The sequence below is a fragment of the Nocardia sp. NBC_01377 genome (assembly GCF_045040005.1).
Lineage (GTDB): Bacteria > Actinomycetota > Actinomycetes > Mycobacteriales > Mycobacteriaceae > Nocardia > Nocardia noduli.
This window is the reverse complement of sequence record NZ_CP109569.1, coordinates 13,719-34,258: the sequence shown is the minus strand read 5'-3', so window position 1 is coordinate 34,258 and position 20,540 is coordinate 13,719. Positions and strand designations below refer to the sequence as shown.

Genomic DNA, 20,540 nt, shown 5'->3' with positions numbered 1-20,540 from the left:
CTGCCGCCACCTCGACGGGAACGGAGGAGTAGACCGTTGTGACCAAGTCGAAAGAATTAGCGTGGGGCCTGCCCATCCATTTCCTCGCGGTCCGACAAACCCGCACGGCCACCCACCAGGCCCGAATCGCCGCGCTCCAAGCTCATGCGGCAACTGCCCGGGCTCGCACAGCGATGGCAGACAGGGCGACGCAGATCGATACGGGATGGCGCATCCATGCCGCCATCCTGGATTGGATGAGCAAGATTGACGCGAAAGCGTCGTTCACCCTCACCCTCGATGGCGTGCTACTCATCGGTGGCATCGCGCTGTCGAAAGACCCAGGCACCCCATTCCACGAGCTGAGTGGCGTATACGCGCTCCTCTTCAGGTCTGGCTGTATCTTGCTGTTCGTTTCTGCCGCATCAGCGCTCATCGTCCTGTTCCCGGGCCTGGACTGGCGAGCCATATTCGCGGCAACAGTTCTCTGGATCCCGCATTGCAAGTGGCTCTCACGGCACAAGCGGATCCCGCAGTACAAAGCGAAGAAGCTCAGGAAAAGAGCAGAAAAGAACTTCATCTTCTTCGGCAACTTGCAAGCATGTGACGAGGAGAAGATCGCGGAATTTCTCACGCGCAACGTGGAACCGGTCCTGGCGGTACAGCTGTCTCGGATCAGCAAGATCGCAGCGAGAAAACATCTCTTTGTCCAGTGCGCACTGATGTGCGTACTCCTCGGCATCAGCATCCTTGCGCTCACCTACGCACTCGCACCTACTCCTACTGGCACCACAACTGTCTGGCTATGACACGCCTCCGCGCCGTGTCAGTAGAGTTCTTGCTGACGCAGTCCCTGGATAGTTCGCGCTTCCAGGGCCTGCGTCACCAGATAGACGAGGACCCCGCCGGATAGCGCCCGGCGGGGTCTTCGTCGTATTCGGGGTGGTGCGCTGCTACGTCCGGTCGGTCTTGCGCAGTTCGATCACACGGCCACCGGTGCCGCTGCTGACGGCTTCGGCCAGGAGCACAGCCGCGGTATCGCGGATCCGCTCGACGGTGCGCCGGTGTACACCGGTCGCGGTATGTGCGGCATTGACACTCGCGCCACGATCGAGCGCTTCCAGCACCCGCACCACGGTCTCGACAGGCAGCCGTCCGCCCGCACCACGCCCCCGCACTTCGTTCGCAAGTGCGGTCAGCGAAGCCCGCACTTGGCTGTCGGTGCCCGCACTTTCCACCGCACTTGTCCCCGCACTTTCCACCGGGCTCAGCGCAAGTGCGGCCTGTGTCCGCGACCCCGCACTTGCCGGTGCCGACGACCCCGCACCACTGGTGCGGGACGGGTGCGCAGTCCGTGAACGGGGTGCCCGGGGTGCCCGCACTTCTTCCCGCACTTCGCCCGCACTTGCCGTCACTTCGAGGGCATCGTTCGAGGTAGACGTGGTGCTGGTTTCGGTGCGGGCCGGTTCGGGAGCCTCCTCGGCGACCGGTGCGGCAGCCCCCGCACTTGTGTCCGCACTTTCCTCGCTCGGCTGGTGCGGTGCGGACTCGACCACGACCGTGTCGGTGCCCTCGGACCCCGCACTTTCGAAGTGCGGTGCGGCCGCACTTCCCGCACTTGTGTCCAGAATCGCAGTGCTGTGCACCTCCGGCGAAGTGCGGTGCGGGGCCGCACTTTCCTCATCCACGTAGTGCGGTGCGGGCGGAAGTGCGGGCTCTGGTGCGGGGTCGAACTCGGCCTCGAATTCGTCGATCGGGTCCGTAGTGCGGGCCGACTCGACCGGCTGCTCCTGTGCAACCGCAGGCGCCGTCGACGGCGCTACGGCGGTGCCGATGATGCTGGGCTGCGGGGTGTGCAGTGTGCGCAGATCCGGCAGGTGCATGGCGACGTCGGAGGTGATCCGCTGTGCCACCACCGCCCGGGCCTTGGTGTAGTCCTTGCCGAGGTAATGCAGCACCAGCAGCGCGCCACCGATCAGGCACGGGGCGATGCCGTGCAGGCTCGCCTGGTACCAGTGCGTCGCCGCGAGGTAGGGGTAGGTGTTGAGCGCCAGGGTCAGCGCGAACAGGCCGACCTCGGCCCACTGCAACCCTGGGGACGGCTCCACACCGGCGGCCTCGCGGTTTTTCGCGGTGCCCACGGCGATGATGACGAGCAATCCGGAGATCATGCCCTCGACGAGGAACGACACCCAGAACATCGGGTCGCTGGTGCCGCCGGGCGCCATGTTGTGTTGGACGTTGACCGCCGACCAGAGCATGCCCGCGGCGATGATCGCCGCGCACCCGTAGCGGGTCCACCGGCTGTAGCGGTGCAGCTCGGCGATCGTCGAGGCCGGGGTATCGGCGCGACGCTGCGCGGCCAACGCCTTCCGTGCATCGATCGCGTCGCGGATATCGGCTTCCCGGATCTGGGCCTCGGCCTCCCGGATCGCCTCGGCCGCATCGAGTTGCGCGGACAACTCCGCACGATCAGCCCTGCGGAGCTGACCACGCTTCCACTCGGCCAACCCACGCTGCTCGGCCAACTCGGACTCGGACGGAACCTCGGTCAACACGTTGGCAGAGTCGCCACCGAGCAGTTCCAGCCGACCCCGCGCGGTACTGAGCTGTTCGGCCAGGGCCGCGACATCGCCGCCGGGCGGGCGAGCAGGAACAGGCTCGGTCTTCTTCGTGCGGAACATCAGTTGCCTTCCTCATCAGGGGTATTGGTGCGGCGGGCCGTGTCGAGCGCGGCCTGCAAGGTGGCGATCTGGGTCTCGTGGGCGGCCTGGATGCGGACGATCTCGGCCGTGTGATCGGCGCGCAGCGCTTCGCGGTCGGCGCGGGCCTCGGTGCGGGCCTGGCCGAGTTCGGCGCGCAGGGCGCGGATCTCGTCACGGTCGGCGGTAGCGCGGGTCGCGGCCTCGGCACGGATGGTGTCGACCTGCCCGCGCAGCTGCTCACGCTCGGAACGGGCCTGGTCACGGGTCTCTGCCAGCTCGGCGCGGAGGCGATCGGCTTCCGCGCGGGCATCGGTGGCGGCCTGCTCGGCGGCGGCCTGGGCGGATTCGGCGCGACGTTGAGCGGTGAGCGCGGTGTCGCGATCGTCGTTGGCCTCGGTGATCAACGCGGCGGCCGCACGCTCGGCCTCCTCGGCGCGATACTGCGCGTCCCGGCGCGCGGCGGCGATCTCCTCTCGCGATTGTGCCTCCACAGCGGCGATCCGCTGCGCCGACTCGCCGCGTACCTGTTCCAATTCCGCACGCGCGGCCTCGGTTTCGGCTGCTCGGGCATCCCGGTCGGCCAGGGCGTCCTCGGCCGCGCCCTCGGCGAGGGCTTTGTCCTCCAGGGCGCGGGCCAGCTCACGCCGGGCGGTCGCCGCGTCGGTCTCGGCCTCGTCGACGCGCGCGTTCGCGGCCGCGATCTCGGCATCGGCGGCCCGGCGTGCGGCGCCGACCTCGGCGGCCGCCGCGTCCGGATCCCCCGCGGTCGCCACGATCCGCTGCGCGGCCTCCATGATCCGCGACATCTCCGTGCGACTGTTCGTCGCGACCATCTCGAACTGGGCCAGCAGCTCTGCCAGCGACGAGCGCGCCGATGTCACCGGCCGCCCGGCGGGCTTCTCGCGCCGCGCACCGGCCGCCCCGGCCTCGGCCTTCAACTCCTGGCGACGCTGGAACGCCGTGGCCCGGTCGTGCACGCGCACGATGCCGTCCGGATCGACGTGGTCCTGCCCGCAGTACTCCGCGCGACGACCGCGCCCCTCGACCGGCGGCAACGGGTGCCCCGCCTTGGTGAAATCGCCGGTTTCCACGTCGTAGCCGACCGGGAACGCGCAAACCCGCGCGTCATCGGCGGATACCGCGCCGCGACCGGCCGGGATCTCTGGATCGGATTGTTCGCTCATACCACGAGTCTACCGCATTATCGTTGATTGTTCAACGTAATTCATATTCGTTTTTACGTTAGAACGTAAACGTAATAATGAATGCTAGCTACGATAGCTAGGCTAGTTAGAGATACTTGCTATGGGTGCTACGGTCGCTGTGTGAGCGGACAGAGCACCGATAGGCAGCGGCCCCGGCTGGTGGTGCTGGCCAACCAGAAGGGCGGCGTGGGCAAGACCGCGACCGTCCTGGGCCTGGCCAGCGCGATTACCCGCGCCGCCGATGGCGAGGCGGGCAACGTGTTGATCGTCGACCTGGACCCGCAAGGGAACTCGACCAACGGTGTCGGGATCGAGGTCGCCGACGACCAGCCCACGATCGCCGACGTATTCGACTCCAAGGCACGCCCCGGCGCTCTCGCCGATGTGGTCGTGGCCTCGGCCTGGGACAGAGTCGATATCGCCCCCGCGACCGACGACCTGGCCGACCTCGATGACTCCGGCAACGCCGACATGGTGTGGCGCCTGGACGCCGCCCTCGAAGGTGTCGACCTGAGCGGCTACCGCGTCGTGCTGTTCGACACCCCGCCGAGCTTGGGCAAGCTGCTGTTCTCGTCGCTGCTGGCATCCGATGAGGTCGTCGTGGTCACCGAGCCCACGGTCGATTCGGTCAAGGCTGTCGGCAAGATCGAGCAGACGATCGCGCGGGTGCAGCGCCGGCCGAATCCGCGCCTCGACTTCAGCGGGATCGTGGTGTCGATGCACCGCGGGATCGGCGAGCACGAGTTCCGCGAGGGCGAGCTGCGCACCGCGTACGGCACATACGGCAGCGACGGCAAGGTGTGCCGCACCGTCGTGCCCGCATACGCCGCCCGCCAGGACGCACACTCCGCGCGTCTGCCGATGCATCAGTTCCGCGGTGGAAAGGCACTGTCTCTCCAGGTCGCCTACACCGATCTCGCCCGTGAGCTGGGACTACTGAACGGAGCCACCGCATGAGCGGCGTCGACCGCCAACCAGCGATCGGGCGTCGGCACCCCGCCGACGCCCTGCCCGACAAGCCCCGCCCCACCCAGGCCGCGCCCGCGCCGTCACCGGCTGCTCCGGTCGCGCCGTCCACACCGACGCCGCGCGGGCCTGCCGAGGAACGGCTCATCGAGCAGCACAACGTCCGGATCCGGCCGTCGACGAAAGATCGACTCGGCCGCGCGGTCGACAAACTGCGCTACGAATCCGGTGACCGCAGTATCTCCATCGCCTCGATCACCGACCAGGCCCTGCGCGAGTTCCTGGACCGAAACGGCTGCTGACCAGCACTGATAGGCGTGCTAGCACAACTAGCTAGCAGCGCGTTCGGTGCGAACAGCGCTTCGAACGCACCCCTCACTCCGACCGGTGGGTGCGCGTCCTCACTCGACCAATCACCTGGTGAGGTCATTCCTGGCGTGCACGCTGCGCGAGGTCGCGCAGCTCGGCCGCCGCAGCCACGCGGGCTGCGGCTTTAGTGCTGATTCCGCGCCGGGTGGCGGCGGCCGCGATCTCGCGGGCCTGGGCTATCGCCGCCGAGTCCGGCGCGGCGGGTATCTGCGCCATCGCTTCGGCCCGCCGGGCGGCGTTCTCGACCCGCTGACGTTCCAGCCGCTCCAGCTCGACGGCGGCCTCCCGCGCCCGGTCCAGCAGCATCGGAGGCTCGTCGACCGGCGTTCCGGACAGCAGATAGGCCAGGTAGGCGTACGGATCTCGCGGCCGATCGAAGATCCGCCGCCCGGACAGGTAGACCTCGTCGAGCGCGGCGTGCACGTCGTCGGCTTGCCAGCCCGCGATAGCTCGGCTGGTCAGGACGGCCGATAGCCCTTGCGGGCCGAGTAGACGCAACCAGACCGGGTTTCGTTCGTCAGCGCGCACTCTGGCGGCCAGTACCACCGCTCGTGGGTCGTACGCACGAGGTTTCCGGCGAACCCCCTCCTTGTCGATGCCGCGCGAAGCGCGTCCCTTCGTCACGTCCTGGTGGTCAGTAACCGATCTGGGGCGTGAGAGAGAAACCAAACCGGGGCTTTGCCCCGGTGGGGTGCCAAAGCCCTGGTGGAGGATGGATTCGACGCGGAAGTTATCCACAGGCAGGGTGGTCGATTCGTGCAGTGCGGCGACTGCCGACCAGCCGCGGCACGGGTCGTCACGGCGCCAGGAGTCCAGCCGCTCGACGCGGGTCCTGTGGCGGCCGCGGAACACGACCGTGCGGCCGCCGAACGCAGCCAGGAGTCGACGGCACCGGTGCATGGTGGATTCGCTACGCAGAGTGGCCCGTTGGAGCGCGCCGATGGTCAGCCGGGCGTTGCGTCCAGTGCTGTAGTCGGCACCACTGGATTCGACGATGAGGTAGTGCTCGAAGGTCCGCCGCGACACCGACTCGACCACGCCGTTGCGGCGCAGTAGCACGTAGTACTGGTCATAGAACGCCAAGTGGTGCGCGATCCACCGTTCACGCGACCACCAACACGCCGGGGCAGCCGAGTAGGCGGTTTCCGGCAGCTCCAGCCGCAGCGGAGGCAACGGAAACAGTGGAGCCAAGGCACCGACACCCCGACTGCGGGGTGACCGGGCAGCACTGTGTTTCCCCTGGTGAGAGGTGTTATACACACGATATGTGTGAGATCGGGTGTGTTCGCGCGCGCCGCCATATGGGCGTGAGCTACCCTGAGACCTGCGGTTCAGCGCCAGTCCCTTTCAAAGGGGCGAGAATAGAGCCCCCCGACCTGGTCCGTCGCGGGGGTTTTCTCGCGTTTATGGAGTTTTCTGAGCAGGGCCTCTTCGAGCCCTACCTACCGATCAGATCCCCGTCGCGTACTCCTTCGTTGATGTCGAACTGGACGCTATCGCCATGACACACACGGTGACTGGCGAAGGCACACCGGCTGTGTGGGTTAGCCCGCCAATCTGAGCTGCTCAGGTGTCGCGACGTTCTTCGACACCTGTACCTCGCGGGTCAGGGCGCTTTCGAAGTACGCCCGGTACGTCATGCCGAGACGTTGCGCCTCGGCCTTGACCTCGGCCAGCAGCGTCTCGTCGATCTCGACCAACTGGGGTTTTCCGCGTACGGCGCTCATACCCGGCTATATAACGCGTGGATCGCTCGGGATCCGCGCAGACACGCCGGGAGAGCATGTCCACAATTTGTGCATATCTCCGGATCACACCTACACCTTGTGTGCGCGAAGTGAGAAGTACAGCGGAAGTTCGATCCCGTTAGGCGGCACGAACTCTCGAGGAGAGACCTTGGTGAGGGACGGCAAAGATCGGTCCAGCCAAGGGAATTCGTGGAAGAACTCAATTCGGAACCCCGCTTGTGCAACAGCGGTGATGAGGTCGCCGGTGCTGTGGGTCCATAGGAACTTGCTCGTCGAGTCGACGTGGGCGCTGGGATCAGCGTAGGAACCACGGACTTCGAGTCGCGCCGGGTCGGTGCGAGCCCAGTACGGGCGGCCCAGTTGGAGGGTATCGGTAGTGTCGTCGACGGCCCGGGCCATCGGGTGCATGTCGGTGAGGTAGAGCGTCCCGCCGGGCCGTAGGAAGTGGCTCGCGACCCGTGCCCAGCGGCCGAGATCGGAGATCCATCCGAGGATGCCGCGCGAGGCGTAGACGATGTCCCAGGTCCCCGTGAGATGTTCGGGTAGTGCGAGGACGTCGGAGCACACGAATTCGGCGCTCACGCCGAGAGATTCGGCCAGCTCGGTAGCGATCTGAATTGCGACGGGGGAGAAGTCCACGCCCGTCACGTGCGCGCCATGTCGAGCCCATGACACGGAGTCCGCGCCGATCTGGCATTGGAGATGCAGAAGGCGGAGGTCGGTGACATCACCGACCTCCGCCTTCTCGTATGCGCGCAGTTTGTCGGCCCCGGCCCGGACCGCGTCGAGGTTGTACCAGTCGCTCTGGGCGTGGATCGCGGCCCACTCGTCCCAGAGCACGCGGTTTGCGTCGAGCGCGGCCGCGGTGGAGTCCTCCTCTTCGGGCTCTGTGGGCATCAGGAGACAGTCACCCACTGGCCCTCTGGAATGGCGAATTCGCCGAATTCCAGGACTACACCGTCTTGTTCGGGCCAGGTGTTCTCGCCGCGCAGGATCGGATCGCCCTCGGCGATGCCGAGCCGTTCAGCGATGAGCGCTGACGCCCGAGACGCGCACTGGCGATAGCTGTCGATGCCGATCTGCGGGAAGCGCCCGGTTCGGTCCTGCACCAGACCAATCGTGCCCTTTCCACCGGGGATCGGGGCCATCTCCAGCAGCTCCGGCACCTGTTCCACGAGCCCGGCAGGCATCCACGTCACTGACCAGGTGACAGGCACATCGCCGTGCGCGGTCACTCGTTCGCGGCGAACAACCTGGTCACCAGTCTCGATCGCCATCGCATCGGCGACGTGCTGCGGCGCCGCGATGAGCTCGGCGGAGATGATCCGTGAAGCTCCATGCGGATAGATCACCCGACCACGGTGCACGGACCGCAGACGGTCCGCCGGGGAGTAGGTCGATCCCTCCAGGAAACAGACGATCGTGCCCTGCTTGCTGGTGGACACCAGACCGTCGGAGGCCAGTTGCCGCACTGCCTTTGCGGCGGTTGTGTAGGCGACTTCCCATTGGTCGGCGATCTCGCGCACGGTAGGCAGTCGAGCGCCCTCGCGCAGATCGCCGCTGGTAATCGCGTCGCGGTAGTGGGAAACGAGCTGGAGATAGATCGGCTCGGGTCGTTGCAGGTGTGGGGTCATCGGGGGGTCCTTCTCTCGGAATTCATCGATCCAAGGCTAGCAGTCGTGTGCGCGTGTGCGCGGTACGCATCAAGACAGCGCACAACAGCCCGAATTTAGTCCGTGTGCGCTCTTGTGCGTGGTCGCTATCACGTTCATACTCGATCGTGTGCGCATCGCGCACACAGAGCGCACACGAAACGAGGAGGGCGGGATGAACATCCCGAACGTTTGGACGCGAGAGACATGGCGACGGGCGGCGACGCCGACGATTCCGGCGGTGATCGAGGCCGCCGGCCATCTGGTGAGCGAGGAGACCGATCACCACGCCGACTACGTCGGTCAGGACCGGTGGGTGCTGGATTACCTGCCCGGTCGGCAGTTGACCCGGGCGCAGGCCTTGGCCGGTATGCGGATCGCGATCGCTCCGGACCGCCCGGAGGTCGAGCGTTGGGCGGGCTCGCTCGGCCTGACCGTGGCTGAGGCTGTCGGTTTCGCCGCGCTGTCGGTGGAGGTCGTGTGATGGCCCGCGAACGCATTGTCGAGGTTGTTGTGCCGATCGTGCCGGACTCCGGTGGTGGCGGTATCGGTGTCGTGTCGTCGATGGCGCTGCTGCTTGCGGGGGTCGTTCTCTTCGCCCTGGCGGTGCTGGTCGTGGTGACGCTGGCGTTCCCGTCGCACGATCCGAGCGCCCCGTCGCCGACTCGCGTGATCGGCGACTGCGCCCCGTTCTGCGGACTGCGCACCACCGCTCCGGCTGTGCCGGGCGGTGAGCGGTGATGGCGAATCAGAACCTGCCGGATCCGGTGACGTTCTCGGACAGGGCCTGCCGTGGGGTCGATCAGGACTTCTTCTTCCCGTCCGACGCCGAGCAGAAGCGGATGGTGCGCCGCTTCTGCGGCGGTTGCCCGCGTCTGGCCGAGTGCGCGGACTGGGCGATCTCGGAAGTGCTCGCGGGCCGGTTGGCCGAGTCGTTCGTGGCTGGGGTGCAGATGCCGCAGCTCTACGGCAAGACCCCGCGTCAGAAGCGGCGCGAGAACGCCGCTGCCGAACTCGCCGAGGTCGCCGAGGCGGCTCGTGGCGCTCGTATGGAAGGGGCTGCGTGATGGATCGCAGTGTGAAACAGCCTGGCCAGAGCAGTCTTTCGGGTTGGGGCGAGTTCATCGGGGTTGGTGCGGCGATCGGGCTCGGTGAGCTGGCGGGGCTGTCGATCCGGGTCGGTGAGTCGCTCTACGCCGACACCCAGCAGCACGTGTCCTGGAACCCGCTGATCATGAGCATCAATCTCGCGACCGGTGATCTGGACTGGACCGGCGCGGCGACCGGTGGCGCGGTCACTCTCGCGGTCGGCATGGGTGCGGCGGTGGCCGGGTCGGTGTGGGCGTGGAAGGCGACGTGCCGCAAATGCGTGCAGCTGCGCAAGAGTTCGGGCACGCGCAGGGCTCGGATCAAGCGCGAGAAGGTCGACAAGCAGGCCAAGTGGATGGCCATGGGCAGTGAGTTGGCCGATCTGCGCCGTGACGCGGTCCTGGCCAAGGCCCAGGACTTGGCGGTCCAGCTCAAGGACGGCGACGCTCCCGGCGTTCTGATCGGGCGCACGGTCATCGACGGCCAGGAACTCTACGGCTCCTACGAAGACCTCCACGTCGATATCTGGGGTCCGCGTGCGGGCAAATCCACCAGCCGCGTGATTCCCGCGGTGATGGAGGCCCCCGGCGCGGTCGTGGCCACCAGCAACAAACGCGACGTGGTCGACGCGACCCGTGGCCCGCGTAGCCGCACCGGTGAGGTGTTCGTCTTCGACCCCCAGGGCGTCGCGGCCGAACCGTGCACCTGGTACTGGAACCCGCTGGAGTGGGTGCTCGGTGAGGACGGCGGCGCGGGCGCGCAGAAGCGTGCGGCGAGTCTGGCCGGGCACTTCTCGGTGGCCGGTGAGGCCAGCCAGAAGGACGCGTTCTTCGATCCGGAGGGCGAAGACCTGCTCGCTGGACTGTTCCTGGCCGCCGCGTTGGACAAGAAACCGATCACCCAGGCGTTCATGTGGGTGACCACCGCCCACGACAAGACCCCGGTCCAGATCCTGCGCGCGCACGGCTACGGCGAGGCCGCGTCGTCGTTGACGGCGCAGTACGTCGCGCCGGACAAGCAGCGCGCGGGCGTGTTCGGCACCGCGAAGAAGATGGCGAACTGCCTGAAATACCTCAACATCCACCCGTGGGTGTGCCCGCCGGTCAAGGGCGAAGCGGCGCGGACCTCGTTCAAGGTCGAGGAATTCGTGCGGCGCGGCCGCGACACCCTCTACCCCCTGAGCAAGAAGGAAAAGGGTTCGGCGGCACCGTTGGTGACCGCGATGTGCGCGGCGGTCAACGACGCCGCCGCAGACGTGGCGACCGGGCATCGGCGCGGGCGGCTGCCGGTGCCACTGCTGCTGGTGCTCGACGAGGCCGCCAACATCGTCAAGTGGGCCGACCTGCCCGAGCAGTACAGCCACTTCGGATCTCGCGGAATCGTCGTCATGACGATCCTGCAGTCCTGGGCACAAGGCGTGAACTGCTGGGGCCACGACGGAATGACCATGTTGTGGGGTGCGTCCAACGTCAAGGTTCTCGGCGGCGGTGTCGACGACGAGGCATTCCTGCGGGCTCGTAGCGAACTGATCGGGCACCACTACGAACTGGCCACCTCGACCAGCAAGTCCCACAACCAGACCGGCCCCGGATCGATGTCGGTCTCCACCTCTCGCACCACCGAAATCACCCTGCACGCCTCGGATCTCGCCAGCCTGCCCAAGGGCCGGATGGTCGTGTTCACCTCCGGGCATCGCGCCACCTTGTGCCAGGCCGTGCCCTGGATGGTGCGCCCCTACGCCGCCGAAGTCTCCGCAGCGATCACCGAGGCCGAACAGGCCCAGATCACCGCCGGAAACCCGATCGGGCGGGCGCACCTGCACGCCGTCCCGTCCGTCGACGAGGAAGGCCAGAGCGCATGAGCGACACCACCACCGAGACCAGCGAAGCCACCGAAGCCGTTGCCGCGCCGGTGATTCCGGAGATGGACCTCGGGTCGCTGCTCAACACAGCGGTGCGCAAGGCCGTGGTCGGTCAGGTCAGCACCGAGGCCAAGACCATCGCCGCCGGTGTGATCGCGGCGATGCTGACTCCCGAGGTCATCGCCGGAATGCGGGAGACCGCGATCCTGGAGGCCGAACGCGCACTGAATCCTCCCCCCGAAATCGAGGTCGAAGCCGAGCCCGAGGCCGAGGAAGAGGAGAAGGCCGAGGAAGAACCGGAGCTGTTCTACCGCGATGTCGGTGAGTTCGTCGACAAGCAGATCGCGAACCTGTACCGGCGCGAGGTCGGTCCCAGCACCGAGGGCCAGCGTCGCTGGTGCCCGCGCTGGTGGGACCACGGCGAGGCATATGGCCGCCTGGAGGACCTGTGGCGGGCGTGGGAGAAGGCCCGCCAGGGCGAGGGCGACGAGATGGCGACGTGGTGGATCACCCACTGCGACCCGATGATGGACCGCCTGCTCGACCCCGATGGCGTCTTCTCGGCCTGCTCGGTCGGCCACGGTCACCACTACCAAACACCGGTGCCGCGCCTGGCGCTGGTCGAGGCCCCGGAAGGGTTCTTCGCCGACGGCTACACCCCCGCCGAGCCCGCGCCGCTGTCCTCCTCGACGCTGGTGATCCCCCGCCCGTCGGTCGGTAGATCCCGTGTGGTCAAGGCGTTCGGGCAATGAGCGCCCCGGCCCGTACCCACGACGAGGGGTCGTGGGAGGTGATCACCACCGCCCTGGACCGCACTGTCGGTCCCGGGCGCCCGTCCGGGGCCTGGACCAAGTACTGCTGCCCCGCTCACGAGGGCGACGGGCGTGGCCACCGGCCGTCGCTGGGCGTGAAGTACGACACCAGCCAGCAGCGCACCGTCGTGCGGTGCTTCGCCGGGTGCGACAACGAAGTCGTCCTCGACACCCTCGGACTCAAGGTCCGCGACATGTTCGACCGCGATGTCGAGCGCACCCCCGGGCGGGACCGTCACGCGAACCGGTCCCGCCCGCGCCAGGTGTCACCGGCCGACCGCGCCCTCGACGCCGCGGGCATGCCGCTGACCCAACCCCGCAAACCCGATCTCGGCGAGCAGGTCTCGCCGTGGAAGCAGGTCGATTCCTACCCGTACGCCCGCGCCGACGGCACCGTCGCCGGTGAGGTCATCCGCAGAGAAGCCGATTTCACGCGTGGTCGTGACAAGGAATTCCGGCAACGCCGCTGGTCGACCGAATCCGGTTGGGAGCCCGGCGGATTCGAGAACATCCCGTTCCAACTCCCCAAGGTGCTCGACGCCGTCGCCGAGGGCCGCGTGGTCTACATCGTCGAAGGCGAGAAAGACGCGCTCAACGCCGAACGCGCCGGGCTGGTCGCGACCACCAACGCCGGTGGCGCGACGTCCTGGACCGCCGAACACGCGCAGTGGCTGCGCGGAGCCGCCACAGTCGTCATCGTCGCCGACCGCGACCCCGCCGGATACCGCCGCGCCGAACGCATCACGGCCAGCCTCGACGGCCTGGTCGGACGCGTACGCGTTCTGCAAGCCGCCACCGGCAAGGACTTGAGCGAGCACCTCGAATGCGGTCACGAGATCGCCGAACTGGTGCCGATTGCGCACCTGGACCCCTACACCACCGCCGCCACAACCCCGGCGGCCTCTGCTGATCCCGCACCAACCCCTGGAGGAACCTCCGTGCCCGAATACATGCTCGCCCCTTCCCTGCACGACGGTCCGGCGCCGACGCATTCCGACGAGGTCGATCACCTGGCCGCGCAGTGGACGACCTTCGTGCGGCTGCTGATGACCTACTACACGACGGCCGCGCAGAAGACCGCCGCCAAACGCATCCGCCACAAGGAACAGCTCGCCGAGGACAAGGCCCAGGAGACCCGCGAGACGCTGGCGCGCTTCGCCGCCGAACAAGCCGCGGTCGAGGCCCGTCTCGGCAAGCTCGCCGAGGCCGGCCTCGACAACGCCTCCCGCACCGAGATCGTCGAAGCCGTCGCCGACGCGATCGCATGGGCACCCGAGAGCACGGTGGCCGCCCAGGCAGCCCGCACGCTGGCCAGCCACGTGCACCACCGATTCGGCGTCGAGATCGACCTCACCGATCTGGGTGCCGCCGATATCGAGGTCGTGGTGCCGCCGCATCTGGCGACCGCGTTGGTGGCCGCCGAGCAGGAACGCGCGGGAGGGTTCCGGCTCAAGAAGGCCCAAGACCGGATGCTCGAACTCGTCGCCGCCGAGACCCTGGACGAGTCGAGCAAGGCCGAACTGCTGGCCGAGATCGAGGCATGGCGCGCGAACCCCACTGCCAAGCAACTGGATTCGCTGAGCCGCAAGTTGGAGGAGAAAGGCGTCGGGGCACCGGTCCGTACCCGGGTGCGGCTCGTGGCCGCCTACCTCGGCACTCCCGGCCAGATGGTGCCGACCGAGCAGCTCGGCGAGGTCGACGCCGCCTCGGCCAGCCGCGAACTGCGCAAGATGGGCCAGTTCGTCGATCCGGGCGAGGAAGCCAAGGCCCGCACCGACAAACTGCTGATCTCGTATCAGGACGCGGTCCGTCTCGGCGGGCCGACCGGATCGCTGCGTGAACGGCTCTCCGAGGCGATCTCGGTCATGACGCCGGAGGACCAGGCCGCCGCCCGCGCGCGTGGCGCCGCGATTCGCGCCAACCCCGGCGAGCAGTTTCAGCCGTTGTGGCCCGGTCACGTCGACCGTGACGAGCTGGCCACCGCCGTGCGCGTGTATGCCGTGCTCGCTCCGCAAGCCGAACTCGCCGCGGGCAAGGCCGCCGATCTCGACGACGCCGATGCCCGCGCTCTGCAAGGCCGAGCCAAGAAGCAGCGCGACGACATCACGGCGGCGATCAAGACCGGCAAGGGCCTGCACGAGTGGGAAAAAGACCAGCTCGAACTGGTGATGCGGGATGTGGAGGCGGGCAAAACCGTCGCTCCGGAACTGCTGTTCCTCGACGAACGCTCCGCGGCGGCCGCCGACGCCGATCGCGCGGCACGCATCGCGCAGGACACCACCCTCACCCATCGCCGTCAGCTCGAACAGATCCTCGAAACCAACGCCGCACCGACGGGCACGGTCGCGCGCACCCGTGACGCGGTCACCCGCGTCATGGACGTGCAAACCGAACTCGCCGCCGGTCGAGCCACGCTGCCCGACTACGAGGCCACCGGCCTGGACCGCCAGCTCGACGCCAAACTCACCGCCGCCGGTGTGTCCGAACCGGTCCGTAACAAGGTCCGTCACCACATCGACGCGGCCGCACGGGAAGCCGCGATCGTCGGCAAGCAGGCCACCCGGATCGCGAATCAGTGGGGTGAGCGGCGCGAAGCGGTCGTGATCACCCGCGACCCGGCCAACCAGGAACCCCCCGCCTACGACAGCCCGCAGCGGCGCGCGGGCCTGGAGGAGAACCTGCGCGCGACGGCCGGACTCGACGAGGACTCCCTCGCCCAGCGCATGGCCGCCGACGCCGCCCACGCCAAACCCGCCTCGGCCGCGCCGAGCGCGGGCAAAGCCAAGGGCCGCAGCACCAAACCCGGTGCGGGCGTGCGCCGCACCCAGCATCGCGGCAAAGGCCCCGAAAAGGGCCTCGGTCGCTGATCACCGAAGTAGTCACCACGAAGGGAAATCCCATGTCCACCACCGCAACCCACGCTCACCGCAGCGAAGTCGACTCGCCCGCCGATCGGCATTTCAACGCCGTGCTCTCGATGTCGAGGACGCGCGGCAGGTTGTTGACGTCGCTGCTGGGTCCGACCGATTCGCTGCCCCCGCACTTCAAAGATCCCATCGACGCGGCCGGACGAGATCTCGATTTCGCTCTCTACGAACTCGCCAGCGGCCGCGCTGTCGACGCGGCCCGCGCCCGGTATCAGCAATCGCGCACCGCCCTGGAAGCGGCGGTCGCCGAGGCCGAAATGAGCAACTGGTCGCTGAACACGCTGCGAGCGATGCTCGACGACTTCCTGCGCGAGGCCGAACACATGGCCGACCTCCTCCCGCACAGCGAACCCGGCCAGGGCCGCTGAACACCCCTCAGGAAGAAGGAAATCCCATGTCCACCACCGAAATCCTCGACCCGACCCCGGCGGATCTGCACGACGCGATCGCGATGCGGATGACCGTCTCGCGCGGCACCCTGCTCGCGGCCCTGCTGGGCCCGCGGGATCTGCTCGACGAGCGCCTGCAACGGCGTATCACCCACCGCGCCCAGGACCTGAACTACGCGCTCAACAACATCGCCAACAACCACGACGTCGAGGCCAGCCGCGCCCGATTCCTGGATGCGCAGTACGAGATCTCGCGTGCGGTCACCGATGCCGGGATCACCGCCCTGGGGCTCAACGCGCTGACGATCATGCTCGACGACTACCACCGCGAGGCCGAGTTCCTGGCCACCCTCGCACCGGCCCTGCCGGAGTGAATCACCCGTGACCGCAGTGCACGAGAACGAGCAGCCCGACACCTACCCGTGGCGGGCTGCTCCGTCTCACCTGAAAACCCGCCGCCAACTCCGTGCGGCGGGACTCAGTCCGGGTGGGCAGGACGTGGCCGCGCTGATGCTCGGCAAACGACGCGGCCGCCGACTGATCGCCCATCTCTACGACATCGCCCTGGCCCGCCCCAAGCGCGTGCCTTCGCCCGCGCAGCTCGACGCCATCGCGAAAGCGACCCGTGAGCACCAGGCCCGCGCGGCCGAACGCCACGGCTACACCCGCACCGACCTCACCGCCGAGGTCGATCCCGGATCCCAATGGGACCGAAACCAACCATCCCGCAATCACTCTCAGGAGAACAACGACATGAGCAGCAACGACTTCCAGGACACGACCGGGACCGGTCTGTTCTCACCGGACAGCATGGACCGGCAGCGCGAGGGTGCGCGTCGGCTCCGCGCGACGAGGGCCAGGATCGCCGAGTCCGAAGCCCAGGACGCCGCGATCGAGGCCCGCCGTGCCGAAGACGCCCGGCCCAGAACCGCCGCCGAACAACTCGCCGAGATCCAGGCCGAGACCCGCGCCGACCTCGCCTCCGGACTGATCAGCCCCGATCAAGCCGCATGGATCGACAACATCCAGGTAGAAGACGAACCGGGCATGAACGCGCCCAGTAACGACGCCCTCGACAAGTGGATCCAGGCCGACCTCGCCGCGGCCGCCACCGAGACCGTGCCGGTCGGGCACGGCCAGCGCCTCGCCCACCTGCACGCCCTGGTCGCGGTCAACCAGGCCCGCGATCGTCGCGAGCGCATGTTCGTCGACATGCAGGCCGCCGAACGCCGCGGTCAGGCCGCCGCCGACGCGCTGGCCGAACGGATCGAGGTCGCCCTCGAACGCGACGAGGCCGCACTCACGCAGCTGCCCGACAACAACCGCGACGCCCGTGCCGCAGCGTTGGGCAAGGCCCTGACGTGGAAGGAAGCCTCCCCGGTGGCTGCGGACCGCGTCACCGAGATCACGGGTGCTCTGCGCCAGCAGTGGGGCGTGCTCGTCGACATCGACGAGCTGAGCGTCGGTATCGATCCCGAGTTCGACGCGCGCACCGCCCAGGTCGAGGCGCAGGCCCGCGCGGTGCGGGTCCGTGAACTCGCCGCCGTCGACGTCGTGGCGGGCTTGGCGTTGCCCGAGGACGTCAAAGCCGCTGTCGGTGAGGTCATGACGGCGTGGTCGGATCAGTACTTCGAACCCGAGGACCCGCAGGTCTACGTCGACAAGGAGCCCTACCGGTACGGGGAGCTGCTCACCGAGCTGGGCAAAGTGAAGATGCCCGACACCGACCGTGCCGCGCTCGAATTCACCGTCGACTACCTGCGCGACGCCGTCGATGTCGACCTGCTCGATACCCCGGTACAGGTCGATCCCGGTGAGGAAGCCCGTGGCCGCGCAGCGAAAATGCTCGACTACTTCGCACGCGGCCAGGTCCAGCCCGGTCGGATGGCCGAGGAGATCTCGGTGATGACCGCGCCCGACCAGGACGCCATGCGTGAGGTCGGACGCGCTATCACCGCCGGGCAGCCGGTCGAGACCGATATCTGGCCCGGCTACGTCGACCGCGAACACGTCAGCGAGGAACTGATGTTCTACGCGATGGACGCGGGTGATCTGCTGCGCGTCTCCGACTACATCGTCCAGGAGGCGGCGTCCTTCGCCCAGGAAGACCCCGAACGGTTGGGCGTCACCGACGACACTCTCCTGAAAATCGAACGCATGGCCACCCGCCGCGAGCAGCTGCGCGCGGCCGCCGAGACCGGCAAAGGGTTGACCACGGCCGAACGGCATCAGATCACCGCGGTGTTGGCCGATATCGATTGCGGGCGCATCGGCCACGAGAGCCAGCTGCCGGAACTGATGTGGGTCGACGAGCGCACCAAATCCGAGGTCGACCTGCTGCGCAGTAACCGGCCCGCCGCAGAACTGTCGACCGCGACCAGAAAGCAAGTGCGGGAACTGATCGCGGACAGCGGCGCCGTCGAGCCCGACAGCCACCAGGGACGGATCGTCGACCACGCGGTATCGCGGATCAGTGACTCGGTCTACTCCGTTGCCGAGGGCGCGCCCCTCGGTGTCGAGCGCGAACGCGAGGAATTCGCCGAGAAGCGTCGATACCTCGGGCAAGCGTTGGACAAGGCCGGAGTCGACCGCGACACCAAACTGAAGGTTCGCGATGTGATCGACGGCCGCGCCCGCGAAGCCGGACAGCTCGGCCGCCCCGCGGCGCAGCGCCGGACCCAGTGGAAGACCCGTACCGATGCGGCCATCGCCCAGCGCGAGGACCAGGCGGCCCAGCGCCGTGCCGTCGCCAACGGTCGCGCGCCGCGCAGCAGCGGCCGCAACCGCGCGCACCGCGCCGACCGGTCCGCGCAACCGTCCTCCCCCGCCCCAGCACGGCATTCGATGCGCCGCAACTCCCCGGAGGTCGAGCGGTGACCATCGACGACATCGTCTACGTGTGGATCTGTGCTCGCCTGGACGCTGACGGCGGCCCGGTGGTCGACCTGTTCCAGTCCGATCCGTGGGAAGGCGACGACGGAGACGGAATCGTCGGGCGCACCATCGAGTCCTGGTGGGAATCGCTGAGTTTCGACGGCATCACCCCCGCCGAGCCGGGCGCGCTGGTCGACATCACCGCCGTCGACGACCTCCTGCGCGTCTGCGGTTACCAGCGGCTCAACGACTGGATCACCCGCACAGGGCGTTCCGGACAGACTGTCCACTCCGCTGATGGCCAGATCCGGATCGAGGACATCCGGTAACCGAGTAGGGAGCTGACTCCCGCGATATCGAACGACCCCTGGGGCGCGAACCTCCCAGGGGTCGTTCCATGTCTCGGGGGGGGAATCGACCTCGAAGACCGCGCGCGGTCGAACCGTCGGCGTCGTCAGTCGAGCCAGATCAGGCTGATCCCGACGACACGTCGCTGTTCTTCGAGGATCAGATACACCAGCAGGGCCTCGCTGTTCGGGCCGAACACCATCTTGCGCAGGTTGCCCTCGGGATTGCGTGGCTGGAAGGGCCGACCGGTCCACGGTGTGAGTTCGAGGAAGGCGATCAGCTCGGCGAAGTACTCCAGCAGCTCGATCGGCATCCCCGCGAGTACCTGGCCGACCTCGTCGGCCTGCTCGTAGGAGTACAAGCGGCTACTGAGCGAGCCGGGCGGCGATCATGGCGCGGACCTCGGCGGCGCCGGTGGTCGGCACCGGGCGGCCCTGTTCCAGGTCGGCCACCACCGCGAGCATCCGCTCGTGGGCGGCAACGCCCTGGCGCTGGGTGAGGTCAGCGACCTCACGCCACTCGGCCAGTACCGACAGCACACCGGTGAGGTCCAGCGACTCGGCGGCCGCGGTCATCTCCTCGCGGTATTGGCGCTCGAACTCGCCGCGATCCGCCGCGACCAGGGCGTCGCGGATCGCGGCCGGGGTGGTCGGCGCGACCAGCGCGGGACCGACCGCTGGTGTGGGCTGAGGCGATGCCATGCCACCACGATATCCCGCGACCCGACCACCCGACGCGATTCCTGTTTCCACCTGCTGAATCCCGTCTCAGGCTATTGATGTTCCGACACTCGAACTGAGGTGTCGTTCTTTCCCTTACCGGAGGTTGCTGGTCTCTACGCTCTGGGTGCTCTGTCCAGGTAGAGAAGGGAATTCGCGTGTCACGTGCAGTACTGCTCGTCCCGTTCCTGTCCGCCGCGCTGCTGCTGGGCGGGGCCGCCGCCGGTACGGCCGCTCCGGATCCGGGCGCGCAGCCGTCGGGTGCCCCGCGGGCAGGTGCGCAGTCGGAGGGCGCACCTGTCTCCCCTGGCGCCGCAAAACCGAAATTGAAGAAGGAGCCGTTCGATTTCGGCTGCGACGCCGGTCCGTGGAAATACCTCACGGGAGCGCACTTCGACCCAGAGAACCACACGTTCAGCGGGACAGGTAAACCGACGGCGGTCACGGACCTCCCGTCGAATCGCATCATCGTCAGCCTGGACGGGCTGGGTCAGATCTACCCGGATAAGGGTCGGCTCACCGTCGTCTACAACCCAACCGAGGAGAATCTGGTGACCCAGGTGTTTTGCTCCTGACAGCGCCCGATTGCCACCGGATGAACGGTTCTGACCGCCGATAAAGCCCACTTCTCTGTCGGGCCGGTGCCGTAGCCTCACGTGATTCGAACGACGAGAGGTGAGAAGCATGGCCGAGCAACAGATCGAGTTTCCGGCGACCACTGCGGGAGACCGAGCGTCCGAGATCAAGGTGAGGCAACTCGCGGACGACGCGAACGTCTACGACCTGTGCATGGCGGCACGTGGCAGTGAAGGCAACCTCATCACGTACAAGACCCGCGACTGACCCGCTGATAAATCCCGCATCGCGGTCGCTATCGACGTCAGATCGAGGGTGGGT

23 protein-coding genes are annotated in these 20,540 nt (G+C 67.8%); 15 read left to right on the top strand and 8 right to left on the bottom strand.

All coding sequences use genetic code 11. The features are described from left to right. The first annotated feature begins 38 nt into the window (after positions 1-38). Complete coding sequence (locus OG225_RS43930; RefSeq protein ID WP_331764081.1) at positions 39-788, top strand: Pycsar system effector family protein; 750 nt, start codon at positions 39-41, stop codon at positions 786-788. Positions 789-932: 144 nt separating this feature from the next. On the opposite strand, the gene OG225_RS43925 is transcribed toward OG225_RS43930, so the two are convergent. Together OG225_RS43925 and OG225_RS43920 are read right to left on the bottom strand one after the other, a co-directional pair. Further along, positions 933-2,663, bottom strand: coding sequence for a hypothetical protein (locus tag OG225_RS43925; RefSeq protein ID WP_331764079.1), 1,731 nt, complete (start codon positions 2,661-2,663; stop codon positions 933-935). Next, complete coding sequence (locus OG225_RS43920; protein ID WP_331764078.1) at positions 2,663-3,868, bottom strand: hypothetical protein; 1,206 nt, start codon at positions 3,866-3,868, stop codon at positions 2,663-2,665. Before OG225_RS43920 ends, OG225_RS43925 begins: the two co-directional genes overlap by 1 nt. Before the next feature lie 141 nt (positions 3,869-4,009). On the opposite strand from OG225_RS43920, the gene OG225_RS43915 reads away from it, so the two are divergent. Together OG225_RS43915 and OG225_RS43910 are read left to right on the top strand one after the other, a co-directional pair. Further along, a complete protein-coding gene (locus OG225_RS43915) occupies positions 4,010-4,846 on the top strand; it encodes a ParA family protein (RefSeq protein WP_405183718.1) in 837 nt (278 codons plus the stop codon). Further along, the gene (locus OG225_RS43910) at positions 4,843-5,157 is read left to right on the top strand and encodes a hypothetical protein (RefSeq protein WP_331764074.1); all 315 of its coding nucleotides are present in this window, start codon (positions 4,843-4,845) and stop codon (positions 5,155-5,157) included. The genes OG225_RS43915 and OG225_RS43910 overlap by 4 nt, the downstream gene beginning before the upstream one ends. Before the next feature lie 124 nt (positions 5,158-5,281). On the opposite strand, the gene OG225_RS43905 is transcribed toward OG225_RS43910, so the two are convergent. The 4 genes from OG225_RS43905 to OG225_RS43890 all read right to left on the bottom strand — a co-directional run bounded on the left by OG225_RS43905 (position 5,282) and on the right by OG225_RS43890 (position 8,606). Beyond that, positions 5,282-6,307 (bottom strand): hypothetical protein, encoded by a 1,026-nt coding sequence (locus OG225_RS43905; protein WP_405183717.1) that lies wholly within the window; start codon positions 6,305-6,307, stop codon positions 5,282-5,284. A 461-nt stretch (positions 6,308-6,768) separates the two neighbouring features. Next, entirely contained in the window at positions 6,769-6,951 is a 183-nt protein-coding gene (locus OG225_RS43900) for a hypothetical protein (RefSeq protein WP_331764070.1), read from the bottom strand. A gap of 90 nt (positions 6,952-7,041) precedes the next feature. Beyond that, entirely contained in the window at positions 7,042-7,869 is an 828-nt protein-coding gene (locus OG225_RS43895) for a class I SAM-dependent methyltransferase (RefSeq protein WP_331764068.1), read from the bottom strand. Beyond that, positions 7,869-8,606: a GntR family transcriptional regulator gene (locus OG225_RS43890; RefSeq protein ID WP_331764066.1), complete on the bottom strand. Its 738-nt coding sequence runs from the start codon at positions 8,604-8,606 to the stop codon at positions 7,869-7,871. Before OG225_RS43890 ends, OG225_RS43895 begins: the two co-directional genes overlap by 1 nt. 193 nt (positions 8,607-8,799) lie before the next feature. On the opposite strand from OG225_RS43890, the gene OG225_RS43885 reads away from it, so the two are divergent. From OG225_RS43885 to OG225_RS43840, 10 genes are read left to right on the top strand one after another with little or no spacing between them, the layout of a single operon-like run. Further along, positions 8,800-9,108, top strand: a complete 309-nt coding sequence (locus OG225_RS43885; protein WP_331764064.1) for a hypothetical protein — start codon at positions 8,800-8,802, stop codon at positions 9,106-9,108. Then, positions 9,108-9,365: a hypothetical protein gene (locus tag OG225_RS43880; protein ID WP_331764141.1), complete on the top strand. Its 258-nt coding sequence runs from the start codon at positions 9,108-9,110 to the stop codon at positions 9,363-9,365. The genes OG225_RS43885 and OG225_RS43880 overlap by 1 nt, the downstream gene beginning before the upstream one ends. Beyond that, positions 9,365-9,691, top strand: a complete 327-nt coding sequence (locus tag OG225_RS43875) for a WhiB family transcriptional regulator (protein WP_331764139.1) — start codon at positions 9,365-9,367, stop codon at positions 9,689-9,691. The genes OG225_RS43880 and OG225_RS43875 overlap by 1 nt, the downstream gene beginning before the upstream one ends. Beyond that, positions 9,691-11,574, top strand: a complete 1,884-nt coding sequence (locus OG225_RS43870; RefSeq protein WP_331764137.1) for a TraM recognition domain-containing protein — start codon at positions 9,691-9,693, stop codon at positions 11,572-11,574. Before OG225_RS43875 ends, OG225_RS43870 begins: the two co-directional genes overlap by 1 nt. Next, positions 11,571-12,326, top strand: coding sequence for a DUF4913 domain-containing protein (locus OG225_RS43865; RefSeq protein WP_331764135.1), 756 nt, complete (start codon positions 11,571-11,573; stop codon positions 12,324-12,326). The genes OG225_RS43870 and OG225_RS43865 overlap by 4 nt, the downstream gene beginning before the upstream one ends. Next, positions 12,323-15,253, top strand: a complete 2,931-nt coding sequence (locus OG225_RS43860) for a toprim domain-containing protein (protein ID WP_331764133.1) — start codon at positions 12,323-12,325, stop codon at positions 15,251-15,253. The genes OG225_RS43865 and OG225_RS43860 overlap by 4 nt, the downstream gene beginning before the upstream one ends. 32 nt (positions 15,254-15,285) lie before the next feature. Further along, positions 15,286-15,681, top strand: coding sequence for a hypothetical protein (locus OG225_RS43855; protein ID WP_331764132.1), 396 nt, complete (start codon positions 15,286-15,288; stop codon positions 15,679-15,681). A gap of 26 nt (positions 15,682-15,707) precedes the next feature. After that, the gene (locus OG225_RS43850) at positions 15,708-16,076 is read left to right on the top strand and encodes a hypothetical protein (RefSeq protein WP_331764131.1); all 369 of its coding nucleotides are present in this window, start codon (positions 15,708-15,710) and stop codon (positions 16,074-16,076) included. Positions 16,077-16,083: 7 nt separating this feature from the next. Beyond that, positions 16,084-18,579, top strand: coding sequence for an RRQRL motif-containing zinc-binding protein (locus tag OG225_RS43845; protein WP_331764129.1), 2,496 nt, complete (start codon positions 16,084-16,086; stop codon positions 18,577-18,579). Next, positions 18,576-18,905: a hypothetical protein gene (locus OG225_RS43840; RefSeq protein ID WP_331764127.1), complete on the top strand. Its 330-nt coding sequence runs from the start codon at positions 18,576-18,578 to the stop codon at positions 18,903-18,905. Before OG225_RS43845 ends, OG225_RS43840 begins: the two co-directional genes overlap by 4 nt. Before the next feature lie 125 nt (positions 18,906-19,030). Here OG225_RS43840 and OG225_RS43835 read toward each other — a convergent pair whose 3' ends face one another. Beyond that, a complete protein-coding gene (locus OG225_RS43835; protein WP_331764125.1) occupies positions 19,031-19,285 on the bottom strand; it encodes a hypothetical protein in 255 nt (84 codons plus the stop codon). Between the two features lie 4 nt (positions 19,286-19,289). Beyond that, on the bottom strand, positions 19,290-19,625 hold the full coding sequence (locus OG225_RS43830; RefSeq protein ID WP_331764124.1) for a DUF6247 family protein: 336 nt from the start codon (positions 19,623-19,625) through the stop codon (positions 19,290-19,292). Positions 19,626-19,801: 176 nt separating this feature from the next. Between OG225_RS43830 and OG225_RS43825 the strand changes: the two genes are divergently transcribed. Beyond that, a complete protein-coding gene (locus OG225_RS43825; RefSeq protein ID WP_331764122.1) occupies positions 19,802-20,218 on the top strand; it encodes a hypothetical protein in 417 nt (138 codons plus the stop codon). A gap of 109 nt (positions 20,219-20,327) precedes the next feature. Further along, the gene (locus tag OG225_RS43820) at positions 20,328-20,486 is read left to right on the top strand and encodes a hypothetical protein (RefSeq protein WP_331764120.1); all 159 of its coding nucleotides are present in this window, start codon (positions 20,328-20,330) and stop codon (positions 20,484-20,486) included. Positions 20,487-20,540 lie beyond the last annotated feature (54 nt).

Bases quoted from the DNA above. Each gene is read 5' to 3' on its own strand.
- OG225_RS43900 (WP_331764070.1), bottom strand. From the start codon at position 6,951: ATGAGCGCCGTACGCGGAAAACCCCAGTTGGTCGAGATCGACGAGACG.
- OG225_RS43885 (WP_331764064.1), top strand. From the start codon at position 8,800: ATGAACATCCCGAACGTTTGGACGCGAGAGACATGGCGACGGGCGGCG.
- OG225_RS43855 (WP_331764132.1), top strand. From the start codon at position 15,286: ATGTCCACCACCGCAACCCACGCTCACCGCAGCGAAGTCGACTCGCCC.
- OG225_RS43875 (WP_331764139.1), top strand. From the start codon at position 9,365: ATGGCGAATCAGAACCTGCCGGATCCGGTGACGTTCTCGGACAGGGCC.
- OG225_RS43820 (WP_331764120.1), top strand. From the start codon at position 20,328: ATGGCCGAGCAACAGATCGAGTTTCCGGCGACCACTGCGGGAGACCGA.
- OG225_RS43850 (WP_331764131.1), top strand. From the start codon at position 15,708: ATGTCCACCACCGAAATCCTCGACCCGACCCCGGCGGATCTGCACGAC.
- OG225_RS43890 (WP_331764066.1), bottom strand. From the start codon at position 8,606: ATGACCCCACACCTGCAACGACCCGAGCCGATCTATCTCCAGCTCGTT.
- OG225_RS43860 (WP_331764133.1), top strand. From the start codon at position 12,323: ATGAGCGCCCCGGCCCGTACCCACGACGAGGGGTCGTGGGAGGTGATC.
- OG225_RS43870 (WP_331764137.1), top strand. From the start codon at position 9,691: ATGGATCGCAGTGTGAAACAGCCTGGCCAGAGCAGTCTTTCGGGTTGG.
- OG225_RS43925 (WP_331764079.1), bottom strand. From the start codon at position 2,663: ATGTTCCGCACGAAGAAGACCGAGCCTGTTCCTGCTCGCCCGCCCGGC.
- OG225_RS43830 (WP_331764124.1), bottom strand. From the start codon at position 19,625: ATGGCATCGCCTCAGCCCACACCAGCGGTCGGTCCCGCGCTGGTCGCG.
- OG225_RS43895 (WP_331764068.1), bottom strand. From the start codon at position 7,869: ATGCCCACAGAGCCCGAAGAGGAGGACTCCACCGCGGCCGCGCTCGAC.
- OG225_RS43865 (WP_331764135.1), top strand. From the start codon at position 11,571: ATGAGCGACACCACCACCGAGACCAGCGAAGCCACCGAAGCCGTTGCC.
- OG225_RS43910 (WP_331764074.1), top strand. From the start codon at position 4,843: ATGAGCGGCGTCGACCGCCAACCAGCGATCGGGCGTCGGCACCCCGCC.
- OG225_RS43880 (WP_331764141.1), top strand. From the start codon at position 9,108: ATGGCCCGCGAACGCATTGTCGAGGTTGTTGTGCCGATCGTGCCGGAC.
- OG225_RS43920 (WP_331764078.1), bottom strand. From the start codon at position 3,868: ATGAGCGAACAATCCGATCCAGAGATCCCGGCCGGTCGCGGCGCGGTA.